This window comes from Shewanella sp. SM23 (assembly GCF_025654295.1).
GTDB lineage: Bacteria > Pseudomonadota > Gammaproteobacteria > Enterobacterales > Shewanellaceae > Shewanella > Shewanella oncorhynchi.
In genome coordinates this window covers 23,438-46,070 of record NZ_JAKKRM010000023.1, presented here as the reverse complement: position 1 = coordinate 46,070, position 22,633 = coordinate 23,438, and the positions used below count along the sequence as shown (strand labels likewise).

Genomic DNA, 22,633 nt, shown 5'->3' with positions numbered 1-22,633 from the left:
TTACATAAAAGTCAGTAGCAGCGGCAATACAAGGAAATAGTATGGCGGTTTTAACCCAGTTCGACAGTCAACTCTGGCAATGGTGTGATATGAGCTATGCGCAAAACAAAGCGCTCTGTCTCGAATTGCAAAATAGCTGTCAGGTGAACGTCAATCTACTGCTACTGGCACAATATTTAGATATCACTATGGATGTGTCTGGGCCGCAGCAATACAGCACGGACCAATGGCAAGCACTGATGACTGCCGTAGGTGAATGGGATGAAAGGTTTCTCACGCCCTATCGCAAATTACGTAAACTCGCTAAATCCAGCCTGAATGAGCAAGAGTATCAGCAGATGCTCGCCGTTGAGCTGATGATGGAACGTAAAGCGCAGCGAACCATCTTAAATAAACTCAATGAACTCAGCCCAAACGGCCAAGCGACAAATCTAGTGAGCTACTTAAGCCTGTTTGGACTCAGTGACATTGACGCCAACGAAATCGGCCTCATTGCGCCCTGATCTAAGTTAATCAAGTTAAAACAAGCTCAACCATGTTAGCTCAAACTCAATCAAATTAACGCTATGATCATCTGAGCCGCTAACAGCTGCGGCCTTGCGGATAGCGTTCACAGTCATCCTCGATCACCAACCAGTTCAGCTGACTCTCAGTATAAATATGGTACTTAGGCTGAACTTGATTAGCATCGTCCAGACTCGCTATGCTCAAGGTCAAATAATCGGGATATTGAGTATGTCGGTAAGTTAACGATGTACCGCATTGGTCACAAAATCCACGGCGAATAAACTCAGACGATGCAAACTCAGTCACCTGACCTTTAAGCCAAATCACTTGGCTGAGTTTAAAATCCATCCAAGCCCCAAATGCAGAGCCCGTGCTTTTTTGGCACGAACGGCAGTGGCAATAATCCGCATCAAAGGGTTCACCTTCAATCTGATAACGAATCGCGCCGCATAAGCAACCACCTTCCCGTAATATGTTTTCAGACATTCACACCCCATCAAGCTTTATCAAGCTAAGCTGCATTTTGATAAGATAACATCAGGCTTTACCGTCAGTGAGCTTCTGTGCGAGTGCGGTGGCATTACGCGCCGTGATGCCATAAATCGACAGCTGCGGGTTAGCGCCAAGGCTGGTCGGGAAGATAGACCCATCCATTACAGATAAATTCTCTAAATAGTGCGACTGACCATAACTGTTGACCATAGAAAGCTTTTCATCTTCGCCGAAGGGACAACCGCCCATCACGTGCGCCGATGCGACGATAGTGCGCAGTGGCGCGAGTGACATCTGCGCAATGCTCTCTTTAGCGTCTTTCCACGAAGATAAGTAAGGCATACCATCGCTGATCGGCAACACTTTTAAGGCGCCCGCCGAGAATTGTAACTCCGCCATGCTGGCAAAAGCGCGTCTCGCGGCCCGCCAAAAGGCATCGGTCAGCGGATAATCTAAAGCAAAACCCTTATCCGTTAAGTGTACTTCACCGCCTTGACTGTCGGTATGATAGCCATCGCGAATCAAAGCGATAGTCACTTGTAACTGATTGAATTGTGACATTAATTCAGCATGGATCGTACCATAACCTAAAGTTTTAGAGGCAATTAAAATCGGGTGCACCGGCGGCACTTCGAGTTTATAACCCAGCTCACCATCGGCGCCATTGTTCCATACAAATTCATCGGAATAGATAGATTGCGGCGCACCGCTATGGCCATTGATCGAATCGGCAAATACGCCGCCAGATAACAAAGTAGGATGTAAAAAGGTGCGTTTACCCAAAAGTTGGTGGGGATCGGGCACTTGCGAACGCATCAAAATCGTCGGTGTATGGATAGCACCCGCACTCAAAATATAATGTTTAGCCTTAAATAACAGCTCAACGTCAGTGGGTCGTAAATTCACATCCAACGCCTGCGCCTTTAACGCAAACACTTGACCATTATGGTGCTCAATCTTAGTCACTTTAGCGCGACTGATCAGCTGCGCACCTTTCTCAAGTGCCGCGGGAATCGTGGTGACTAGCATAGATTGCTTCGCATTGACCGGACAACCCATGCCGCAATAGCCGGTATTCCAACAACCCGCCACATTGCGTTTAATCACTGTGTATTCCCAGCCAAGATTGATACAACCTTGCTTCAGGGCGGCATTATTGCGATTAGGCTCATAATTCCATTCATGAATGTTGAGCCGTTGTTCCATTTGCTCAAACCAAGGATCTAAACTCTCGCGATTAAGCCCAACAACCGATTTATGTTGCGCCCAAAAGGCTAACGCCTCGGTCGGAGTGCGAATAGAAGTGGTCCAGTTAACTGTGGTTGAGCCACCGACTGCGCGGCCTTGAAAAATGCCAATCGCCTTATCGGCGGTTTTCATCGCCGCAGCTTGTTGATACAAGTTGGGGTAAGCGACCCGCTCTTCCATATTAAAATCGCTGGAGGATTTTAGCGGTCCCGCCTCAATCATGATCACGCTCAGCCCTGCTTGGGTAAGGATTTCAGCCGCCACACCGCCGCCAGCACCTGTGCCGACAATAATCACATCGGCTTCAAACTGCTGGTTTTCTTGCAATTGGCTCGCATCAGTGTGCAACCAACCAGAGTTTAAACCATTCACTATAGGATCTATGATTGCCAACTTGAGTGCTCCACTGTCGCGGGTAAGATGCTTATTATTCGGCGTTTGATTAGGTTAAAAATGGACTCGCTATTTGAACAGTTCAGGCTTGGCATAATGCAGGCGGCTCCAGTGCTCAGGACAAGCGTAGTAACTTGCCATTACTAATTCCCGCAATCCAAGATAAGCCGTTTGTAACAAAGCAAAATAACTGTGGCGCCAGGTTTCTAACATATCAGTTAACTCGGCGGGAGAGCGCATCAATAGCGGCGTCATGCTCGAGGTGAGTACCAGTAAACCAAGACGATTTTCGAGCATATCGAGCAGTTCAAATAACTCGGTTTGCTGCTCCTCGGGTAGCACAGAAATGGACTGTTTGATGGCATCTAAAGTGCGATTTTGCGCCGCAAGCTTATGGGTTGCCACATCCGGCAAAGCACCGTCGAGCATCACAGGTAAAAGCACGCTAAACAACAAACGATAATCTTTGCCTTCGCTATCTTCGGGCAAACTAAACTCAGGAGAATAGAGATTGACCCCTAAGGCTAACGCCGCCGTACCGGCAAACGCGCCCATAAAAAAGGTTCGTCGCTTCATCTCTATCTCCTAAATATCAATCTAAATGTCGGCCTAAATATCAGCATAAAAAACAATTGTGCTACACTGCCCACGAGTTTATATCCAAGCGACCTCAAAATAAGAATTTCAGCATTTTGAAGTCGCTTGGATATAAATTAAACACACGTTTTAATTTTCAGCAATAGCCGATACCAAGATAAACACCCATGCCAAATTCCTTTATGCCGCCTTGGTGGGCCAAGAGTCCCCATGTACAAACGATTTTACCCGTATTCACTAAAGTGGCCAAACCAGCATTACAGCGGCAGCGCTTAGAGTTGCCCGATGGCGATTTTGTCGATTTAGATTGGCAGGATTTTCCGCAGTCTGGCAAACCGATCGTGGTGATCATCCACGGCTTAGAAGGAAGTGGTCAGTCCCATTATGCGCGGCGGATACTGCAAGCCTGTAAAGAACAGCAACTCGCAGCCGTCGTGCACCATCACAGAAGTTGCTCGGGTGAGGCCAATCGCCTTGCGCGCAGTTATCACAGTGGTGACACGGACGATTTACAGTTTAGTCTATCGACACTGAAAAGCGCGTATCCGCAATCGCCCTTATTAGCCGTAGGTTACAGCTTAGGCGGCAATGTACTGACTAAGTATCAGGGCGAATATCAGGATGACAGTTTATTAGCTCGCGCAGTGGTTGTCTCGGCGCCGCTGCAATTGTCCGCCTGCGCAAAACGTTTAGAAAATGGTTTTTCGAAAGTATATCAAAGCTATTTAATCAAACAGTTGCAGCAAAAAATCAGCCATAAGCTGAACGATCCCGACTTAGCCATCTCTATGCCGCTGAGCCAGTTGCAGGTCGACCGTTTAAATACCTTCTATGATTTTGACGATAAAGTCACAGCACCATTACACGGCTTTGACGGCGTCGACGATTACTATACGCGTGCCAGTGGCTTACCCTTTGTTAGCCGTATAACTAAACCGACGCTCATCATACATGCTAAGGACGATCCCTTTATGACCGATGAAGTGATCCCCCAGCCAAACCAATTATCGGGTTATGTAGAATACGAACTGCATCCCTATGGCGGTCATGTTGGCTTTATCGAAGGCGGTACACCTTGGAAACCGCGCTTCTACCTTGAGCGACGGATTTTACATTTTTTATTAGGCGATCAAAGTGTTGACTCACTTAGCGCAGACCCAATCAACGGCGACAATATCACCCAAGGAAACACCGATGCTCATTCCCTATGAAACCCTGTTACAACTCCCCAAGGAAACGCTCGCCAATGTGATCCGCGAATATCTCTTCGGTCAAGTGGAGGATGGCAGCTTTGCCAGTCTCGATGAGCAGGAGCTTGCTCAAGCTATAATCCAATGTCAACAAGCACTTAAGCAAGGCAAGCTGAAATTAGAGTACAGTGAAGACGATGAATCCTTCGCCATACGTTCAGCGGATCAAATAGCACAGCAGCAAGATTGACCAGTCCTACCTCTGTACCGTATAAATAGTACTCGCGTTTTTATCGCTTACCCATAAGCGGCTCTTTTGGTTCCTAGCTAGGTAGAAAAAATGTCAGCAAAACATCCCATTATTGCAGTTACAGGCTCATCAGGCGCGGGAACCACCACGACTACTACCGCCTTTAGCCATATTTTTCGCCAACTCGGGATCAACGCCGCCTTTGTCGAAGGCGACAGTTTTCATCATTTTACCCGCGCCGAAATGGAAGTCATGATCCGCAAATCCCAAGCTGAAAACCGCAATCTTAGCTATTTTGGCCCAGAGGCTAATAACTTTGCTCGTTTAGAACAATGCTTTCGCGATTACAGCACCACAGGCCAAGGTGAAACCCGCAGCTATTTACACACCTTCGATGAGGCAGTGCCTTTTAACCAGATGCCCGGCACTTTTACTCAATGGCGACCACTACCTGAAAATACCGATATGCTCTACTACGAAGGCTTACATGGCGGCGTAGTTACTGGTGATGCCAATGTCGCCCAGCATGTGGACTTGCTGATCGGCATGGTCCCCATAGTCAACTTAGAGTGGATCCAAAAAATTATCCGCGATACTTCGGAGCGTGGTCACAGCCGTGAAAAAGTCATGGGCTCGATTGTGCGCAGTATGGATGATTATATTAAGCACATGACGCCGCAGTTCTCCCGCACTCACATTAACTTTCAACGAGTACCGACGGTCGATACCTCTAACCCATTTAGTGCCAAAGATATTCCGAGCTTAGATGAGAGCTTTGTGGTGATCCGCTTCCGCGGTATCAATAATGTCGACTTCCCCTATTACCTCAATATGATCCAAGGTTCATTTATGTCACGGGTCAACACACTCGTCGTCCCCGGCGGCAAAATGTCGCTGGCGATGGAGCTGATCCTCACGCCTTTGATTAAAGATTTGATGGAAAAACGTCAACAACTTAATACCCCAGAGGCGAACTGAAACCTTGAGGATTTACGGGTAAGTTTGACTAAAGGCTAAGGAAATAAAGTCTTTTTTTGCAATGGATTAAGTTTTATTTAAGCCACTAGCGCTAATCTTGTCGGCATCGGGATTTCAGGCGAAAGAACGATAGTTGGCATACTCTTGGGAGTTAATTCCCCCATCTTGATCTGTTGATTTCCTTGAGTATGTCAGCAACCTTTTTAACGAAACTATAAGTTAATTCCACATCCATACTTGATTTGTCGATTTCCTTGAGTATGTCAGCAACCTTATATGAAGAATGAATTCCACATCTATGCTTGATCTCTTGATTCCCTTGAGTATGTCAGCAACCTTTTAACGTAACTTTAAGTCTTCAGAGTTAATTCCACATCCATACTTGATCTGTTGATTTCCTTGAGTATGTCAGCAACCTTTTATGAAGAATGAATTCCACATCTATGCTTGATCTGTTGATTCCCTCGAATATGTCAGCAACCTTATCTTAAACTCTAAATCTTCAAAGTTAATTCCACATCCATACTTGATCTGTCGATTTCCTTGAGTATGTCAGCAACCTTTTTAACGAAACTATATAAGTTAATTCCGCATTCATGCTTGATTTCCTTGAGTATGCCAGCAACCTCTCAGAAAATAGGTTCTAGGCTCTAGATTCTAGGAAAACAGAACGTTCGTAAACTCACTCACAGAACGCTGCGCTCACCGTAAGAGCAAAGCCTGTTGCATAAATCGTGAGTCAAAAAGTGACGTTCTGTAGCAGTTTGCTGCGTGCCGTTATCCGTAGCCGCAACGCGGCGTTCTAGCAGCAGCGTTTTTTACTGCGCCCTAACAGGCCAAAGACCGCCCTAGATTTTTATACATCACCATGCACTCTAAGGCTATTCCTCTGGGCGAACAGTAGATAGATTCCTCCTCTAAGCCTTCACCACCAAAACCACAGTGGCGATAGAAATCCACCGCATTTAAAGTTGATTCTAATCTGAGTTGGGCAATCCCCTGATTAAAAGCCATAGTTTCAATAAATTGCAGCAGCACTTTACCGACACCTAACCCCATAGCATCGGGGGAAACAAACAAGGCTTCTAACTGGGCATAGGGTTCATCCAACATGGCAGTGCCGACCACAGTCTTAAGCTGCGACTCGTCAGAGGACAACTCTGCCACATAAAAATGTGCATCGACGATACGGCTAAATTGCTCGGTCAGTTCGCCCTCGGTCCAAATCACCAGATCGCCCGCATCATAAAATCCAGCGCAGCCCTTATTGATAGCCGCATTGCGGATATCCCAGCAGGCCTGAGCATCCGCTTTCGTTGCTTTTCGTATAGTTATCATCATGTTTTCCAATTAAAAATGCTCAGCCATAACATGCCATGAAGCCGCTAAAACGCCAAGTAAACGAGTGTTCTAATCTTTCAACCAATAAAAAACCGCCCGTAGGCGGTTTTAATCAAAGCTACAGAATCTTAATGGATCTTAGCTAACATATCTGACTTAGTCTTAGCGCTAGGCTTAGCCTTTAACCAATTCACTAGCTAGGCTTAGCCTTTAATCAATTCACTAATAGTCAATACGCCGTGGGTCGTTGCACCCGCGCCCCACATGGCAGAAGCTGAATCTTCAAAAGCGCCCGCTAAATCAACGTGTAACCATTTAGCTTCGGGTGACACGAAACGCCATAAGAAACCAGCGGCATTAGAAGCACCACCTGCACCACCGCCTTTCATTGCGCGGCTGTTTGCGGTGTCAGCATAGGCAGATGGACACATTTCTTTGTGCCAAGGATCCAGCGGCAGCGGCCATACGCGCTCGGCAACGCTAGTGGCTTTTTGCTGGGCCAGTTGCAACACATCCGCCTGTGGCGAGAAAATCGCGTTGTAGTTAGAACCCACCGCCATCACAGCGGCGCCTGTAAGGGTCGCTGCATCGATAATAAAAGGTGCGCCTGTAGCAGAAGCGGCTTGTAGGCCATCGGCCAACACTAGACGCCCTTCCGCATCTGTGTTCACCACTTCAACTGTTACACCATTTTTGTAGGTCAGAATATCACCTAACTTATAGGCGCGACCGCTGATCAAGTTTTCAGCACAACATAAGAAGAGTTTAACGCGTTTGTTGAGGCCAGACTTGATCGCTAAACCAAGTGCTGCAGTCACAGTCGCCGCGCCGCCCATATCGCATTTCATGCCTAACATGCCTTCAGAAGCTTTGATACTGTAGCCGCCAGAATCAAAGGTAATCCCTTTACCCACAAGCGCCACAGACACAGGTGCATCGGCGGCTAATGGGTTGAAGTCTAACTCTAACATTGCCGGTGGACGCTCACTGCCGCGACCGACGGCATGGATACCAATCCACTGTTCTTCAAGCAGCGCTTCACCTTCGATAATCCGATAACTCACCTTGTCGCCACCAACGTCAGCCAACCATTTTGCGGCTTGCTGGGCGAGTTTCACTGGCGACAGGTTCTCAGGCGTATCGTTGATCAGTTGACGGGCAAAAGTCGCCACATCGAGTCGACGTTGCAATTCTGCTTGCACAGACTCATCACCACACCAATGGATTTGATAGCCTGGTTTTGCCGTCGCGAAACCTTGGGCAAATACCCATTGGCTATTGAGATCCCAAAACTGCCCAGCTAATTCCACACTGCTAATGCCTTGACTGCGCAGTTTACGGGCCGCCATTTGAATTTGACGTAGCTCATCGCCACCCGCTAAATGAATTTGCGCACCGTCGGCAGTATAAGTCACATCAGCCTTGCCCCAGTGCGCGGCGGGTGCTTCTTTGGTTAATTGCACTTTCATCAATTCAGTTACTTTTAGTTCACTCATTAGGGATCCTTATTTTTCGATTCGTTTTAGAACAATCAATCAGAACAATCAATCAGCAATCAGAACAAACTTTATGGCGGCAGTTTACTGCTAGCAGGCGATGACGCAAAGCGATTGGCTGAAGTTACTCAAGTAAAATCTGTAAACATTTGCGAAATTTGCTAGGCTTTGCGACCTAGAACAGCCGAGATAGGTCTACCTATGGAATTTACACCGCCGCTACAACAGGGCATTTTATTGCGCCGCTATAAGCGTTTTCTGGCAGATGTGCAGCTAAGCGATGGCAGTGAGATCACCCTACATTGCCCCAATACCGGCTCTATGCGTAATTGCCTGTATCCCGGTGAAACCGTGTGGTTTTCTACCTCTGATAACCCTAAACGTAAATATGCCTATACGTGGGAACTAATGACCACGCCAGATGCAGGCTTAATCGGTATCCACTCGGGTCAGGCGAATACCTTAGCCGAAGAAGCCATCAATAAAGGTATCATCAAGGAACTCACGGGTTATGATAGCCTAAGCCGTGAAGTCAAATACGGTGATGAAAATAGTCGCATCGATATCCTGCTACAGGGTGCTCAAAAACCCGCCTGTTATATAGAAGTCAAAAGTTGTACTTTGCTCGAAGATGGCCAAGGTTATTTTCCCGATGCTGTGAGCCTACGCGGTCAAAAACATTTACGTGAATTGATGCACATGGTGAGCCAAGGCCATAGAGCCGTATTGCTATTTGTGGTGCAGCACAGTGAAATATTCAGTGTTGCCCCCGCAGCACATATCGACCCTGAATATGCTAAGTTACTGAAAATGGCTGTGTTAGCCGGCGTTGAAGTGCTAGCCTATCGCTGTAAAATCTCCCCTACAGAGATTCACCTAGCCCAAGCCTGCGATGTACGAGTATGATGTTAAGGCTGAGTTAAATTTGATTTCATTTGAATTAGCGAACATAGTCAAAAAATTCAATCAAAGCAGAATGAAAAGTTTGCCTCGATGTGAAGATTCTGCTATAGATAGCGGCCGTTCTTAAGGACGCCCTACAAACGCAAATGATTACAGGAGATGCGTTATGCCTGAAGGCACCAAAAAACTTGGCGTACTCGCTATCGCAGGTGTAAATCCTTACCAGGAAAAGCCGGGTGAGGAGTATATGAACGCTAAGCAACTGGGTCACTTCAAGACAATTCTTGAAGCTTGGCGCAATCAGTTGCGTGAAGAGGTCGACCGTACTCTTAGCCACATGCAGGACGAAGCCGCAAACTTTCCCGATCCTGTTGACCGTGCAGCACAAGAAGAAGAGTTCAGCCTCGAACTTCGTGCTCGCGATAGAGAACGTAAGCTGATCAAAAAAATCGAAAAAACACTGCAAAAAATTGAAGAAGACGATTTCGGCTTCTGTGATTCTTGCGGTATCGAAATCGGCATCCGCCGTCTCGAAGCGCGTCCAACAGCAGATCAATGCATCGACTGTAAAACGCTTGCAGAGATCAAAGAGAAACAAATGGCTGGTTAATCAAGCATACTGGGCGGGGATTTCCCCGCCTATTTGTTTCTAGCAACTCGTAAACTCGACGAGCTAAAGCCGAGCTCACTCCAATTTACCCCGATTCGCTTTTCTCTTGGCATCCCTCTAAAATACATCCACTTTTACCGTCGCGACTTTAAAACGCCATCTAGTTGTTATGTCAAAGCCATTACATTCCGATTTATCCAGCCAGCCCTATGTCGGCCGCTTTGCGCCTTCGCCTTCGGGTGCCTTGCACTTTGGTTCGCTTATCGCCGCCCTTGGCAGTTATCTGCGCGCCCGCTCACAACAGGGTAAATGGCTAATTCGCATCGAAGATATAGACCCACCGCGGGAAGTCAAAGGCGCCGCCGATGATATCTTACGCACCTTAGAAGCCTATGGATTTGAGTGGGATGATGTGCCTCTGTATCAAAGCCAGCGCACAGCGGCTTATCAAGCGCAAATTGACTCGCTGCTCGCCCAAGATAAAGCCTATTTTTGCCAATGTAGTCGCAAGCAAATTCAAGCCATGGGCGGCGTCTACGATGGCCGCTGCCACCGATTGCCACAAACCCAGTCTGCAAATCTTGTTAGGTCGGGTGCGGTGCGAATCGTCAACACGGCGCAAGTGCAAGAATTTGATGACAATCTAATGGGCCATATTTGCGTTGATAGCCATTTTGCCGCAGAGGATTTCATCATCAAACGCAGTGATGATCTGTACGCCTATCAACTGGCCGTGGTACTCGACGATGCTTATCAAGGGATCACCGAAGTGGTTCGAGGCTGCGACTTAATCGAGGCCAGTTGTCGCCAACTGAGTTTGTATCAAAGCTTTGGTTTAGCCACACCGCAATGGCTGCACTTGCCACTCGCCTGCATAAGTAAAGGCTTTAAGCTCTCAAAACAGAATCATGCACAGGCAATTGATACACTTAATCCACAGGCGAGCCTCAATGCGGCACTGACATTTTTAGGCCAACCCCCCGTCGAAACCCGCGGCTCTGTGGCGCAAATGCTCGCTCAAGCCGTGGATCAGTTTCAATTATCCACTATACCGCAACAATCTGAGATACTGATCGAGCCCTGATATACTCATTAGGCCGCATTTGGTATATGATAGCCGCCAGATTTTTAATCAAATAACAGATCATATTTCGAGGTGTCCCATTTTTCGCCGTATCAGCCAATTCTGCAAACAGCTATTTGAAGACGCGCCTAAAACGACCGCTCCGACTCCAGCTCAGATTGAACCAACAACACCTGAACAAAGTTCCGGTGCTTTGAGTTTAGAGTTAGTACCAAGAGATGCCCATACCATCTCGCGCAAACAAATCAGCGAGAATGCCCTTAAGGTATTATACAGACTGAATAAATCTGGCTTTAAAGCCTATTTAGTCGGCGGCGGTGTACGCGATTTACTCTTAGGGATTGAACCGAAAGATTTCGACATAGTGACCAATGCAACACCGGAAGAAATCAAAAAACTATTCCGTAATTGCCGTGTTGTCGGTCGCCGTTTCCGCTTAGCGCACATTGTTTTCGGTCGCGATGTGATTGAAGTCGCCACCTTCCGCGGTCACCACGGCGAGAGTAATGAGAAAGTCTCTAAAGCCAATGCCGAAGGGCGTTTGCTGCGCGATAACGTCTATGGCGAAATCGATGAAGATGCCGAGCGCCGCGACTTTACCGTCAATGCCCTCTATTACGATATCAGCGATTACTCGATCCGCAGCTACGGCGGCGGTATGGCCGATCTCAAAGCGGGCACCCTAAGATTAATCGGCGATCCTGAAACCCGTTACCGCGAAGATCCCGTGCGTATGTTAAGGGCGGTGCGTTTCGCCACTAAGCTCAACATGGGTATCGAAACCGTCACAGCCGCACCGATTAAACAATTAGCGCCGCTGCTCAAAGATATTCCGGCAGCACGCATGTACGAAGAAGTGTTAAAACTCTTCTTTGCAGGCAAAGCCTTAGCCAACTTCGAATTAATGCAAGAATACAAGCTATTTGCACCGCTGTTTCCGCAAGTGGCCGCTCTGCTAAAAGATGATCCTAAAGGTACGACCATGAAAATGGTGCAAGCCATCATGAAGAGCACAGATCAAAGAGTTAACGAAGATAAGCCGGTCACACCTTCATTCTTCTATGCTGCGCTTCTCTGGTATCCACTGCGTCAACGCGCCGAAGATATTGCCGTTGAAAGTGGCCTGACGTTATATGATGCCTTCTTTGCCGCTATGGGCGATGTGATGGAGCAGCAATGCCAAACCATTAGTATTCCACGCCGTTTTAGTACGCCAGCAAAAGACATTTGGCAGTTACAGTTACGCTTTGATCGTAGCCAAGGCACCCGCGCCTTTAAACTAATGGAACACCCTAAGTTTAGAGCTGCATACGATTTACTCTTACTCAGGGGCGAAGTCGAAGCGGGTAATGTCGCTAAAAGTGCCGCTTGGTGGCAACAATTTGTCGAAGCCGATGAAACAGAACGTTTAGCTATAGCGCGTAGCGGCAGTAAATCGCCAAACCGCAACCGTAATGCCACCCAACGTCGTCGCCGTCCTCGTGCACCGAATGCCGATGGTTCAGCGCCGACGAGCGCACCTAAAGCGAGTGGCACACCTAAAGTTAAAACGGCTGAATAATGCCCCGCGTCTACGTCGCATTAGGCGCAAATCTTGAAGATCCCAAGGCGCAATTGGACAATGCCGTGACGGCATTGTCCACCTTAGCCTTAGGCAATAGTCTCGTCGTTTCTCCCTATTACCATTCGACGCCCATGGGCGATGTCGTGCAACCCGATTATATTAACGCGGTGGCGAGTTTCGATACTGCTCTCATGCCATTAGCCTTACTCGATGCACTGCAGCATATTGAAAACACCCAAGGACGAGTCCGTCTAGAGCGTTGGGGGCCGAGAACCTTAGATCTCGATTTACTCTTGTATGGTAATGATAACATTGACATTCCTAGACTCAAAGTGCCCCACTACGGCATGAAAACGCGCGGCTTTGTGCTCGTGCCTTTAGCCGCAATTGCACCGGATCTGATTCTGCCGTGCAACACTGCCATCGACAGTCTTATCGATACAAAAATGTTGGCCGAGTTACTACAACTGGGCATTGATCATTGAAGTCCGTCCTCAGTTAGCTTATAACACCACTTCTATTTGGTTTGAAGATCATCCATATGTCTAAAATTACTAGCTCAACCCTGTTGAAATACAAACAGGAAGGTAGAAAATTCACGGCACTGACAGCCTATGATGCCAGTTTTGCCAGCGCGTTCGATAGCGAAGGTGTCGATGTGCTGCTGGTCGGCGATTCTTTGGGAATGGTTCTCCAAGGCCATGACGATACCCTGCCCGTCACTACAGCAGAAATCGCTTACCATACTCGCTGTGTTCGTCGCGGTATTGAACGTGCCCTGCTGATCGCCGATATGCCCTTTATGAGTTACGCCACGCCAGAACAAGCTATGGTCAACGCCACTGAGTTAATGCAAGCTGGCGCGAACATGGTCAAAGTCGAAGGCGGACACTGGTTACTCGAAACCGTCACTAAGCTCACCGAACGCGGTATTCCTGTATGTGCCCACTTAGGCTTAACGCCTCAGTCGGTTCATGTGTTTGGTGGTTTTAAAGTGCAAGGCCGCGATGCCGAAAATGCCCAGCGCATCCTCGACGAAGCTAAGGCTTTAGAAGCCGCGGGAGCTCAACTACTCGTAGTGGAATGTATCCCTGCACCACTCGCTGCGGCGATCACTCAAGCCTTAACGATTCCAGTCATTGGAATTGGCGCAGGTGCATCGACTGATGGACAAATCTTGGTGATGCATGATGTGTTAGGTATTTCAAGTGGTTACATTCCACGTTTCTCGAAAAACTACCTAAAACAAACCGGTGAAATTCGTTCTGCGGTACGTGCTTATATCGACGAAGTTGCCCAAGGAACTTTTCCTGGCGAAGAACACACTTTTAACAAATAACAGATTTATGCAAGGTAAGGCTCAATGATCACTAGCGCCCATATTGATGATATTCGCACTCAAGTGCGTGCATGGCGTGCCAAGGGCGAAACTGTCGCCTTTGTGCCGACCATGGGCAATCTCCATCGGGGACACATCACCTTAGTGAAAGAAGCGGCTAAACGTTGTGATCATGTGGTGGTATCGATTTTCGTCAATCCAATGCAGTTTGGCCAGAACGAAGATCTCGATGCCTACCCACGCACACTCGCCGCCGACAGTGAAGCCCTCACCGCCGCTGGCGCTGAGTTGCTGTTTACCCCAACGCCAGCCGTGATGTATCCCAAGGGCTTAGCGCAACAAACCTATGTTGAAGTGCCAGGTATTTCAGATCTGCTCTGCGGCGCTAGCCGTCCGGGGCATTTTCGAGGCGTTGCGACTATCGTCTGTAAACTATTCAACATAGTACAGCCCGATGTGGCACTCTTTGGCAATAAAGACTATCAACAGCTATTAGTCATTGAAACTATGGTTGAAGACTTGTCATTACCAATTGAGATTATCGGTGTTGATACCATACGTGAGGACTCAGGTTTAGCCATGAGTTCGCGCAATGGTTATCTCACCGCCGCAGAAAAAGCCGCTGCACCAGCGTTAAAACAGGCAATAGATGCTATGGCTGCAGGGATCAAACAAGGTCAGAGTGTTTATGCTGTCACCGAGCAAGCGAAAATCAGTTTAGTGGCGGCGGGCTTTACGCCGGATTATCTGGAAATTCGTCATGCCCACACGCTTGAGAAAGCGCAGAGCCAAGACCAAACCTTAGTCATTTTGGCCGCCGCCTATATAGGTAAAGCGCGACTTATCGACAACTTAAGGTTCGATCGCTAATCTCTTAAGCGTTATCAATAAATAAAAAGGAGCAGTCGCTCCTTTTTATTTACCTAATGACCGACCAGAAGCTATTTTCTTCTTTAGAATCAATCCAAGCGCCAAAAATTTGAAGCGTCAAAAAACTGGTTTTATCTCTAAATTTACGCCATAGTATGATGCATATGTTAATTTAAGGTAAATGATTAGCGGCAGACATTGACGAGTGAATTTGACCTTATAATGATGTATGGCTAATCCTTTAATTTATTGGGCTTAACAGCCCGTCGACCTAACAATAAACGGTTAAAAAGGCATAATAATATAAACGTCATAATCACTATTTATCATGCTTAATCAAACAATTAAATCATAATAGCTATGCAAGTGTACAAAGGATTTGTGGCCTCATGGCAAGACTGATACTCACCCTAATTTGTGTTATTTTGCCCACTGCAATACAGGCAAATACCATTTATAAATGCCGTAAAGATGACAAAATTGTCTTTAGCCAAACCGCTTGCCCGCAGGAATTTAGCCAACATAAAATCGAATACCAGTTAGGGATAACGACTGAAGTAGACTCTGATAAAAGGGATATTCCTGTCGATCCCTTACACACTCTACTGAATAGCCGAACCATTTCTAAAGAAAAATTATTGCAGTTACTCGACGGCGAGATATATCGTCTTAAGCAGGAAAATAGCTATTTTGAAATCCTGCGCGCCAGTGAATTGCAGAAATTAGAACGTAAGCGTTATTGGCAAAATAAAGAGAAAACCGATCCTGAATACATTAACGAAATGGACGATATCAATACTCGCTTCAATGCGTTAACTGTGAGTAATAACAGCGCGATGCAACAACTGGAAGACCGTAAAAGCCAAATCAGTACCGAAGCATTCCATGAAGAGTTAAAAGAACCAGAAAAGCACTGATATCGTATAAAACAGTAGTATTAATCTTTTCTCTACCCCATTAAGAAATTCAATCATAATAATGGTTAATCTTTCGCTCACAGTAATGTCCCTTTGTTTAACCTAAGATTCATTACCGCAAGGGCAAGAAGCCTGTTGTTACAAACAGGGTAAATGACATAGGTTGCTACAATTAATTAAACCCCACAGCAGTTTCTCACTGGCACAAACGCGTGCTTTTTTATCAAGAAAATGCGAACGCGATAGTCGATGTATTTCCCTTCACTTGTTATTGCATTGTTTAAAAATTAAATACTCTCTTCACAACAAATACGACTTAACTACTAGGACAACTAGACTAGACCCCTTAAATAAAAACACGTCAATAAACATATAAAATCTATTTAATCAATACGATATTAATACAGCCATCATTTACCTTCCGTTAATCCTTTCTAGAATAAATACCCGTTTGGCCAATTGCGACATATTAACGGGACTCGTATCTTCAGGTCTGAATTTGGGATGCAAGTTGCTTTAAGCAGCCCAAGATATTTGATGCAAGGAGTCACCCGTGCCAAATACCTCTATACGCTTTTTGGTGCCGCTGATCTTGCTCTGTAGTTGTATGACTTCAGCACAAGAGCTGAATGTCAACGAGTTACCCGTAACCCTTCAGGCATTACTGGAACGTTCCGGTCGCGATAACCTTATCGAGCTGGTTCAACAAGGCACTGCCAACCAAGGATTACTGTTCCAGTCAGGCAGCGATAACAAGGCCGATGTAACACAAGTGGGCAATGATAACGATGCGCTAATCACACAGATTGGTTCAAACAATGAAGTCCAGCTACTGCAAGTCGGCGGTCAAAATACGGCTTCAGTGACACAAATTGGCAATGACAATCTCGTGCAACTGAACCAACTAGGAAGCGGCAACTTTTCGATTCAACAGATTGCGGACGGTGCTGCAATCTCAATAACTCAATATTAAACAGGGAGCGTCACATGAAATCACAAGCTAAAAAATCACTTATTGCTTTGGCCATTGCAACAGGTTTAAGCGGTCAAGCTTTTGCTGCCAGTACAGTGAGCGAAATTAGCGTAGTACAGTCAGGCCAAGCCCAAGACACTTTAGTCTCACAAACGGGTGGCCTTAACGCTGCTGCGGTTGTGCAAACAGGTACAGATCAAACCGCAACTGTCATCCAAGACGGTGTGTGGCATGAAGCGGCTATTAATTCAACGGGTGATGATAACAAGGTCCAAATAACGCAACAAGTTGACTGGCATGTGGCAAGTGCAAATGTTGTAGGTGACAACAACAATGTAAATGTGTCGCAAGATGGTTTCTTTAACCAAAGCAGTAGCGATGTTACTGGCAACGATAACACGGTATTCGTTAACCAATTAGGCGAAGTCAACGAAAGCCAAGTTGAAATCTCTGGCGCTGAAAACAGCGTGTTTGTTGAGCAAGAAGGCGACGCAAACTTTGCAGTTTTTCGCGTTGAAGGCAGCAACAACGACGGTAAAATCACACAAATCGGTGACAACAACCAAGCAGGTTTAATCGCTCTCGACTTAACCGCTAACGTGGGTAACAACAACGACGTTTCTGTTAATCAAGCGGGTAACAATAACTTTGGCGCAGCGAAAGGTATTGCAGGTAATGACAACACAGTAGACATGGTCCAAAAAGGTGATAACCATGTTGGCTTCGTTTACGCACTGGCCGGCAGCGACAACGATATTTCAATGGATCAAAAAGGTAACGGCAACACGGCTTATCTTGCGATGACTACGGGTGATGACAACAGTGTCGATATTACCCAAAATGGCAGCGGCAACACTATCGGTGATACTTTAGTGGCAGATATCCAAGGTGATGATAACGATATTACTATCACTCAAAAAGGCGATGTCAACGGTGCGGAGTTCCAAGTATGGGGCGATAGCAACGATGTTGACTTGAAACAAAAAGGCGATGCGAACTTCGCGACCTTTGGTGCATACGGCACAGATAACGACTTCGATTTATCTTCTAAAGGCGATAACAATGAAATCATTGCCTTCGCTGATGGTGAAGATAACAGTATTGAAGTTAGCCAAGAAGGCGATGAGAACTTTGCTTATGTAGATGCCGTGGGTAGCGATAACGAAGTTGATGTTGAGCAAGATGGCGCTGAGAACGAAACATTGATTTCTGTTGCTGGCAACAACAATGCCGATGTCAGCGCACTTCAAAGTGGCGATCTTAACGTTATTGACCTGATTATTGAAGGTGATGAAAACACCGCGCAAATTACTCAATCAGGTAACGGTAACTGGGTAGGCGGCGATAGCGACACTTCATTTGCTTCAAATTCATTTGGCGTTAGCGGTGACAATAACAGCCTGTCAATCACTCAAACGGGTAATGACAACTTAGTGTTAGGTTCTCAAGCGGGCACTAACAACAGCATCAACGTGAACCAATCAGGCAATATGAACGTTGCCACTGTAGTGCAATACTAGTCAATACTGTTAAACCACCACAGCTAAACTCTTTGGTGGTTTATAAAAAGGGTGTTAAACAAAAAGCGGGAATGTTTAAATAAACATTCCCGCTTTTCTATGTTGATATGCAAGTAATCATTAACATTAACCACTCAAAGCGAAAAGCTAACGACCAATATCTTTAACTGACTAACTGCACAGCTCAAAGTGAGTTTGATAGGTTTGCGCCCAACGTAAAAGCTCAACCCGATTACGAGACTGTGTCTTGCGGAAAATAGAAGAAATATGTGCCTTCACTGTATGTTCGCTGATACATAACCTATGAGCGATTTCTTTATTTCTCGCACCACTCGATACGAATTGAATGATAGTGCGTTCACGGGATGTCAGCATCTGCAGCATAGCCACAGTATCAGAGGGCATTTCATTATTACCTTCTAACTTTTGTACGACACGGCGGAACATTTTGCTTAGCAAAGTTCTATCGTACCAAAGTTCCTCTGCCACCATTTTACGTAAACCCGTTAACATCAGATCCATACGTTGATCGGCAAATAAAATACCTCGAATGCCGAGTAACATTGCAGATTCTTGGTCTAAGGAGTCTCGCTCAACTTGATACAGCGCCACAGGAAAATGTGACACTAATCGCGAAGCTAACAGAGGTATCCCTTTGTTATCTAATGCTGAACCTTTTTGGGTGATCAGATAAAAACTACGGCGACTCTTGTCTAAATCCAGTTCAGCCGCATGCTTTACTATACGCGTTTTCAAACCTATGGATTCAGCGAGTAACGCTAAATGACATGGCGCGGCCATTTGGTGTAAAAAAACCAATTCATTAATTGTGCTCAATGACTCTCCTCCCTGAAAAGTATTCTCTATTGCAAAATGGTATGTTTGACTCGTCTTTTTAGTTAGATTTTTCAACATTCCATTAACCTAGTTAATTCTGACTAGTTAACGATTGAAAAACATCACCCAAATGTACTATTCCCTGTTTAATGCTAGTAGGTTCGACTAACTCACCACAATAAAATGGAATAACAGTCAAAAATACCGTTTTACTTGGCCAACGCCCAGCACCTAATACTTTCCAACTATGACGTTATCAACCCAAAGTTGCAACACAAAGAAAACACAATAACAACACTAAAGTATGACAACTCAATGTCATCACACTCACACCATACATTTCAGGGAAGAAAGTCTTACAACTCAAACAGAGAGCATCACCCACTTTTAGCCGCTAAATCCTCTGCTTGAGTCTCGCGATTTGTTTATCTTGAAAACGAGACAGTAAAGCTAACGCGACAATTGCGCCAATGAGGGCAAGAAACATGTCGGATTGGGTATCCCATACATAGCCTTGAGTACCTAAAAAGGCTTCAGCCCCTTCGCCAGTCGCCACGGCAACCCACCATTCGATCAGTTCATAAAACGCCGAAAAAGCGAGCACAAAACAAGTGGCAAGAAACGCACACCAAGCCCCAGGTTTGACAGCTTGATTACGCAACATAATTTCACGGGCGAGCATGGCTGGGATAAAACCTTGCGCAAAATGACCCACTTTATCGTAATTATTACGTTCTGAACCCATCCAATCGGCAATCGTGTCGAATAACGGCACTTCAGCGTAAGTATAATGAGCACCTACAAACAACACACAGCAGTGTATTAAGACGAGAAAATACACTAGAGGTGTTAGTGGAAAACGTTTGCGAGTAAGGAATAAAATCGGTACAGCAATCAATGCAGGTAAGGCTTCGAGCCACCATGTGAAAGGATCTGCGGGTTTTATCGCCGACCACACCAAAACTGAGAGGTAAATACCGCACCATGCGATTTTGTTATTCAATGTTTCTTCCTCTTATGCGATATTGTTCTAAATTTAGAATATTAACTTTAGCCATCTAGCCCTCCACACTGAGCAAAAAAAGTGCTACTTTGGTGGGTGAAGGTTGTGAGCATATCATAAGAAACATTTCTATTAATTAGAGGGTACCCATATCATGGCGAAACATTCGCTGGACAAGGATAAGATCAAGATCCTGCTGTTGGAAGGCGTCCACCAATCTGCGGTCGATGTATTTGAACGTGCGGGATACACCAATATCGAATACCACAAAGCTTCCTTAAGCGATGAAGCCTTACTTGAGTCCATTAAAGATGCGCATTTTGTGGGACTTCGTTCGCGTACCCAATTAACTGCTGAGGTGCTGAAACGTGCCGAGAAGTTAATCGCGATTGGATGTTTCTGTATTGGAACCAACCAAGTTGACCTTGCCACCGCCGAATCCCTTGGTATCCCAGTATTTAACGCACCCTTCTCAAACACGCGCAGTGTTGCAGAACTCGTGATTGGCGAAATCATTATGTTGATGCGGGGTATCCCTGAACGCAACGCTATCGCTCACCGTGGCGGCTGGATGAAAACCGCAGCGGGCAGCTATGAAGTGCGTGGTAAAACCTTAGGTGTGATTGGTTACGGCCATATTGGTACTCAGCTTGGCATTCTGGCGGAAACCTTAGGTATGCGCGTCGTGTTCTTCGATATCGAAGACAAACTGCCACTAGGTAACGCACAACAAGTCCATTCGTTGGAACTCCTATTAGCACAAGCTGATGTAGTAAGCTTACATGTCCCTGAAACTCCACAAACAAAAGACATGATAGGCGCTGCCGAGTTTGCAGCAATGAAAAAGGGCAGCATCTTTATCAACGCATCACGCGGTACTGTAGTCGATATTGAAGCTTTAACCGTTGCGTTAAAAGAACGTCACCTCGCAGGTGCCGCAATCGATGTATTCCCCGTTGAACCACAATCGAATGACGATGAATTTATCAGTCCTCTACGCGGTTTAGACAATGTTCTCCTCACGCCGCACGTCGGCGGTAGCACGGCCGAAGCCCAAGAAAACATTGGTATTGAAGTCGCGGGTAAGCTCGCTAAATACTCAGACAACGGCTCAACCGTTTCTGCGGTTAACTTCCCTGAAGTGTCATTACCAACGCATAAAGGCACCTCGCGCTTGCTGCATATTCACCAAAACCGTCCGGGCGTGTTGATCAAGATCAACCAAGCCTTCTCGGAAAAAGGCATCAACATCGCCGCCCAATATTTGCAGACCACCGCAGAAATTGGTTATGTCGTGATGGAAGTCGACACAACTCAAGCGGAAGAAGCCTTAGTTGAACTCAAAGCCATTGAAGGTACATTGCGTACCCGCGTGCTGTTTTAAACTTTAAACTCCACTCGCTTTAAGCCTATCGACTAAAGCACACATAATAAGGCGCACAGATCATTCACAGATATGTGCGCCTTATGCTTTTGAGCCAACTGGAATTCCGTTACAATCTAGCCTCTCACATCGTCTTCATTTTCAGGATCTCGCTATGACTATTTCAGTTTCTACGCCCCATTGGGATCTGGACGCTACCTTGCCTCCACTTATGCTTGCCAACTTATCTCATTTGGGCCTCATCAAAGTCGTTGGAGAACAAGGCCGCAGTTTTATCCATGGCCAAGTGACCACAGACATCAGCTCATTGGCCACGGATCAATGGCGCTGGGGCGCCCATTGCGATCCTAAAGGTAAAATGCTGGCCAGTTTCAGAACCTTTGCCATTCAAGATGCACTCTTTATGTTGATGCCAAAGGATGCCATCGAAGTCGATTTACCCCAGTTACAAAAATATGCCGTGTTTAGTAAAGCCACCTTAAGCAATGCATCCACTGAATGGACTCTGCTCGGGGTTGCCGGTGAACAGGCAAGCCAATTCGTGAACAAACATTTTGGTGACATTCAGCAAGAGCTCACACTCATTGAAAATGGTGCGATTTTAAAAGACGCTGAACGTTTTATTTTAGTATTAACACCAGATGCCGCAGCAGCTTTAGTTGCGCAATCGGAACTGAGTGTATTTGACGCCAGTGCATGGCAAGCGTTAGAGATTGCAGCAGGTTACCCCAACCTTGCCGCCAGCCATGCCAGTCAGTACGTACCGCAGATGTGTAATCTACAAGCGGTTAACGGTATCAGCTTCAATAAGGGCTGTTACATGGGACAAGAAACCATAGCGCGAATGAAATATCGCGGTGGTAATAAACGCGCCCTGTATATTTTGCGCGGTCACACTAGTCTTCAAATCACCCTAGCATCAGGCCTCGAAATCGCGATGGAAGACAGTTTTCGCCGTGGCGGTCAAATCATTGAGTTTGTGCAGCGTGGCAATCAAGTCTTGTTAACCGCCGTACTTCCTAATGACACGACTAATGATACTCAGCTACGTTTTGCCGACGATGAACAATCACATTTAACGCTCCAAGCCCTGCCCTACTCATTAGATGAAGCGTAATGCTTTGATTTAATATGATT

At 46.2% G+C, this 22,633-nt stretch carries 23 protein-coding genes; 16 read left to right on the top strand and 7 right to left on the bottom strand.

All coding sequences use genetic code 11. The features are described from left to right. Positions 1–41 precede the first annotated feature (41 nt). On the top strand, positions 42–503 hold the full coding sequence (locus tag L5L98_RS20075) for a TIGR02444 family protein (RefSeq protein WP_212600455.1): 462 nt from the start codon (positions 42–44) through the stop codon (positions 501–503). Positions 504–582: 79 nt separating this feature from the next. Here L5L98_RS20075 and L5L98_RS20070 read toward each other — a convergent pair whose 3' ends face one another. From L5L98_RS20070 to L5L98_RS20060, 3 genes are all read right to left on the bottom strand, one after another. Then, entirely contained in the window at positions 583–993 is a 411-nt protein-coding gene (locus tag L5L98_RS20070) for a GFA family protein (protein WP_263143085.1), read from the bottom strand. 51 nt (positions 994–1,044) lie between these two features. Further along, on the bottom strand, positions 1,045–2,640 hold the full coding sequence (locus L5L98_RS20065; RefSeq protein ID WP_263143083.1) for a GMC family oxidoreductase: 1,596 nt from the start codon (positions 2,638–2,640) through the stop codon (positions 1,045–1,047). Positions 2,641–2,709: 69 nt separating this feature from the next. Beyond that, a complete protein-coding gene (locus L5L98_RS20060; protein WP_263143082.1) occupies positions 2,710–3,216 on the bottom strand; it encodes a TAT leader-containing periplasmic protein in 507 nt (168 codons plus the stop codon). A 188-nt stretch (positions 3,217–3,404) separates the two neighbouring features. Between L5L98_RS20060 and L5L98_RS20055 the strand changes: the two genes are divergently transcribed. The 3 genes from L5L98_RS20055 to L5L98_RS20045 all read left to right on the top strand — a co-directional run bounded on the left by L5L98_RS20055 (position 3,405) and on the right by L5L98_RS20045 (position 5,655). After that, positions 3,405–4,448, top strand: coding sequence for a hydrolase (locus tag L5L98_RS20055; RefSeq protein ID WP_263143080.1), 1,044 nt, complete (start codon positions 3,405–3,407; stop codon positions 4,446–4,448). Continuing rightward, positions 4,432–4,677, top strand: a complete 246-nt coding sequence (locus L5L98_RS20050) for a YheU family protein (protein ID WP_173497284.1) — start codon at positions 4,432–4,434, stop codon at positions 4,675–4,677. The genes L5L98_RS20055 and L5L98_RS20050 overlap by 17 nt, the downstream gene beginning before the upstream one ends. Positions 4,678–4,767: 90 nt before the next feature. Then, positions 4,768–5,655: a phosphoribulokinase gene (locus L5L98_RS20045; RefSeq protein ID WP_011847692.1), complete on the top strand. Its 888-nt coding sequence runs from the start codon at positions 4,768–4,770 to the stop codon at positions 5,653–5,655. An 828-nt stretch (positions 5,656–6,483) separates the two neighbouring features. Here the strand turns inward: L5L98_RS20045 and L5L98_RS20040 are convergent. Together L5L98_RS20040 and pepB are read right to left on the bottom strand one after the other, a co-directional pair. Further along, positions 6,484–6,993, bottom strand: a complete 510-nt coding sequence (locus L5L98_RS20040) for a GNAT family N-acetyltransferase (protein ID WP_263143102.1) — start codon at positions 6,991–6,993, stop codon at positions 6,484–6,486. Between the two features lie 206 nt (positions 6,994–7,199). Continuing rightward, positions 7,200–8,492, bottom strand: coding sequence for an aminopeptidase PepB (gene pepB, locus L5L98_RS20035; protein ID WP_198572876.1), 1,293 nt, complete (start codon positions 8,490–8,492; stop codon positions 7,200–7,202). A 201-nt stretch (positions 8,493–8,693) separates the two neighbouring features. On the opposite strand from pepB, the gene sfsA reads away from it, so the two are divergent. The 10 genes from sfsA to L5L98_RS19985 all read left to right on the top strand — a co-directional run bounded on the left by sfsA (position 8,694) and on the right by L5L98_RS19985 (position 18,272). Further along, positions 8,694–9,398, top strand: a complete 705-nt coding sequence (gene sfsA / locus L5L98_RS20030; protein WP_263143079.1) for a DNA/RNA nuclease SfsA — start codon at positions 8,694–8,696, stop codon at positions 9,396–9,398. A 163-nt stretch (positions 9,399–9,561) separates the two neighbouring features. Continuing rightward, positions 9,562–10,005 (top strand): RNA polymerase-binding protein DksA, encoded by a 444-nt coding sequence (dksA, locus tag L5L98_RS20025; RefSeq protein WP_006082967.1) that lies wholly within the window; start codon positions 9,562–9,564, stop codon positions 10,003–10,005. Between the two features lie 169 nt (positions 10,006–10,174). Further along, a complete protein-coding gene (gene gluQRS / locus L5L98_RS20020) occupies positions 10,175–11,089 on the top strand; it encodes a tRNA glutamyl-Q(34) synthetase GluQRS (RefSeq protein WP_263143077.1) in 915 nt (304 codons plus the stop codon). 19 nt (positions 11,090–11,108) lie between these two features. Then, entirely contained in the window at positions 11,109–12,650 is a 1,542-nt protein-coding gene (locus tag L5L98_RS20015) for a polynucleotide adenylyltransferase PcnB (protein ID WP_173497280.1), read from the top strand. Next, positions 12,650–13,138, top strand: coding sequence for a 2-amino-4-hydroxy-6-hydroxymethyldihydropteridine diphosphokinase (gene folK, locus L5L98_RS20010; RefSeq protein WP_263143074.1), 489 nt, complete (start codon positions 12,650–12,652; stop codon positions 13,136–13,138). Before L5L98_RS20015 ends, folK begins: the two co-directional genes overlap by 1 nt. A 56-nt stretch (positions 13,139–13,194) precedes the next feature. Then, a complete protein-coding gene (gene panB / locus L5L98_RS20005) occupies positions 13,195–13,992 on the top strand; it encodes a 3-methyl-2-oxobutanoate hydroxymethyltransferase (protein ID WP_028761774.1) in 798 nt (265 codons plus the stop codon). A 24-nt stretch (positions 13,993–14,016) separates the two neighbouring features. Beyond that, the gene (gene panC / locus L5L98_RS20000; protein ID WP_263143072.1) at positions 14,017–14,862 is read left to right on the top strand and encodes a pantoate--beta-alanine ligase; all 846 of its coding nucleotides are present in this window, start codon (positions 14,017–14,019) and stop codon (positions 14,860–14,862) included. A 389-nt stretch (positions 14,863–15,251) separates the two neighbouring features. After that, complete coding sequence (locus L5L98_RS19995) at positions 15,252–15,779, top strand: DUF4124 domain-containing protein (protein WP_131525367.1); 528 nt, start codon at positions 15,252–15,254, stop codon at positions 15,777–15,779. Between the two features lie 553 nt (positions 15,780–16,332). After that, the gene (locus L5L98_RS19990; protein ID WP_131525368.1) at positions 16,333–16,752 is read left to right on the top strand and encodes a curlin; all 420 of its coding nucleotides are present in this window, start codon (positions 16,333–16,335) and stop codon (positions 16,750–16,752) included. 14 nt (positions 16,753–16,766) lie between these two features. Continuing rightward, the gene (locus L5L98_RS19985) at positions 16,767–18,272 is read left to right on the top strand and encodes a curlin (RefSeq protein WP_173497276.1); all 1,506 of its coding nucleotides are present in this window, start codon (positions 16,767–16,769) and stop codon (positions 18,270–18,272) included. 171 nt (positions 18,273–18,443) lie between these two features. Here the strand turns inward: L5L98_RS19985 and L5L98_RS19980 are convergent, their stop codons facing one another. Next, the gene (locus L5L98_RS19980; protein WP_014611267.1) at positions 18,444–19,109 is read right to left on the bottom strand and encodes a helix-turn-helix transcriptional regulator; all 666 of its coding nucleotides are present in this window, start codon (positions 19,107–19,109) and stop codon (positions 18,444–18,446) included. A gap of 394 nt (positions 19,110–19,503) precedes the next feature. Next, positions 19,504–20,112, bottom strand: a complete 609-nt coding sequence (locus L5L98_RS19975; protein WP_173497275.1) for a DUF2238 domain-containing protein — start codon at positions 20,110–20,112, stop codon at positions 19,504–19,506. A gap of 154 nt (positions 20,113–20,266) precedes the next feature. Here L5L98_RS19975 and serA point away from each other — a divergent pair, with 154 nt between their 5' ends. Both serA and ygfZ read left to right on the top strand, forming a co-directional pair. Beyond that, on the top strand, positions 20,267–21,496 hold the full coding sequence (serA, locus tag L5L98_RS19970; protein WP_105251515.1) for a phosphoglycerate dehydrogenase: 1,230 nt from the start codon (positions 20,267–20,269) through the stop codon (positions 21,494–21,496). 154 nt (positions 21,497–21,650) lie between these two features. After that, positions 21,651–22,613 (top strand): tRNA-modifying protein YgfZ, encoded by a 963-nt coding sequence (gene ygfZ / locus L5L98_RS19965; protein WP_263143071.1) that lies wholly within the window; start codon positions 21,651–21,653, stop codon positions 22,611–22,613. The last annotated feature ends 20 nt before the right edge of the window (positions 22,614–22,633 follow it).

Excerpts from the sequence above, each read along its gene's own strand:
- panB (WP_028761774.1), top strand. The coding sequence starts at position 13,195 with ATGTCTAAAATTACTAGCTCAACCCTGTTGAAATACAAACAGGAAGGT.
- L5L98_RS20060 (WP_263143082.1), bottom strand. The coding sequence starts at position 3,216 with ATGAAGCGACGAACCTTTTTTATGGGCGCGTTTGCCGGTACGGCGGCG.
- L5L98_RS20055 (WP_263143080.1), top strand. The coding sequence starts at position 3,405 with ATGCCAAATTCCTTTATGCCGCCTTGGTGGGCCAAGAGTCCCCATGTA.
- folK (WP_263143074.1), top strand. The coding sequence starts at position 12,650 with ATGCCCCGCGTCTACGTCGCATTAGGCGCAAATCTTGAAGATCCCAAG.
- ygfZ (WP_263143071.1), top strand. The coding sequence starts at position 21,651 with ATGACTATTTCAGTTTCTACGCCCCATTGGGATCTGGACGCTACCTTG.
- sfsA (WP_263143079.1), top strand. The coding sequence starts at position 8,694 with ATGGAATTTACACCGCCGCTACAACAGGGCATTTTATTGCGCCGCTAT.
- panC (WP_263143072.1), top strand. The coding sequence starts at position 14,017 with ATGATCACTAGCGCCCATATTGATGATATTCGCACTCAAGTGCGTGCA.
- pepB (WP_198572876.1), bottom strand. The coding sequence starts at position 8,492 with ATGAGTGAACTAAAAGTAACTGAATTGATGAAAGTGCAATTAACCAAA.
- L5L98_RS20045 (WP_011847692.1), top strand. The coding sequence starts at position 4,768 with ATGTCAGCAAAACATCCCATTATTGCAGTTACAGGCTCATCAGGCGCG.
- gluQRS (WP_263143077.1), top strand. The coding sequence starts at position 10,175 with ATGTCAAAGCCATTACATTCCGATTTATCCAGCCAGCCCTATGTCGGC.
- dksA (WP_006082967.1), top strand. The coding sequence starts at position 9,562 with ATGCCTGAAGGCACCAAAAAACTTGGCGTACTCGCTATCGCAGGTGTA.
- L5L98_RS20075 (WP_212600455.1), top strand. The coding sequence starts at position 42 with ATGGCGGTTTTAACCCAGTTCGACAGTCAACTCTGGCAATGGTGTGAT.
- L5L98_RS20040 (WP_263143102.1), bottom strand. The coding sequence starts at position 6,993 with ATGATAACTATACGAAAAGCAACGAAAGCGGATGCTCAGGCCTGCTGG.
- serA (WP_105251515.1), top strand. The coding sequence starts at position 20,267 with ATGGCGAAACATTCGCTGGACAAGGATAAGATCAAGATCCTGCTGTTG.
- L5L98_RS20070 (WP_263143085.1), bottom strand. The coding sequence starts at position 993 with ATGTCTGAAAACATATTACGGGAAGGTGGTTGCTTATGCGGCGCGATT.
- L5L98_RS19995 (WP_131525367.1), top strand. The coding sequence starts at position 15,252 with ATGGCAAGACTGATACTCACCCTAATTTGTGTTATTTTGCCCACTGCA.
- L5L98_RS20050 (WP_173497284.1), top strand. The coding sequence starts at position 4,432 with ATGCTCATTCCCTATGAAACCCTGTTACAACTCCCCAAGGAAACGCTC.
- L5L98_RS19985 (WP_173497276.1), top strand. The coding sequence starts at position 16,767 with ATGAAATCACAAGCTAAAAAATCACTTATTGCTTTGGCCATTGCAACA.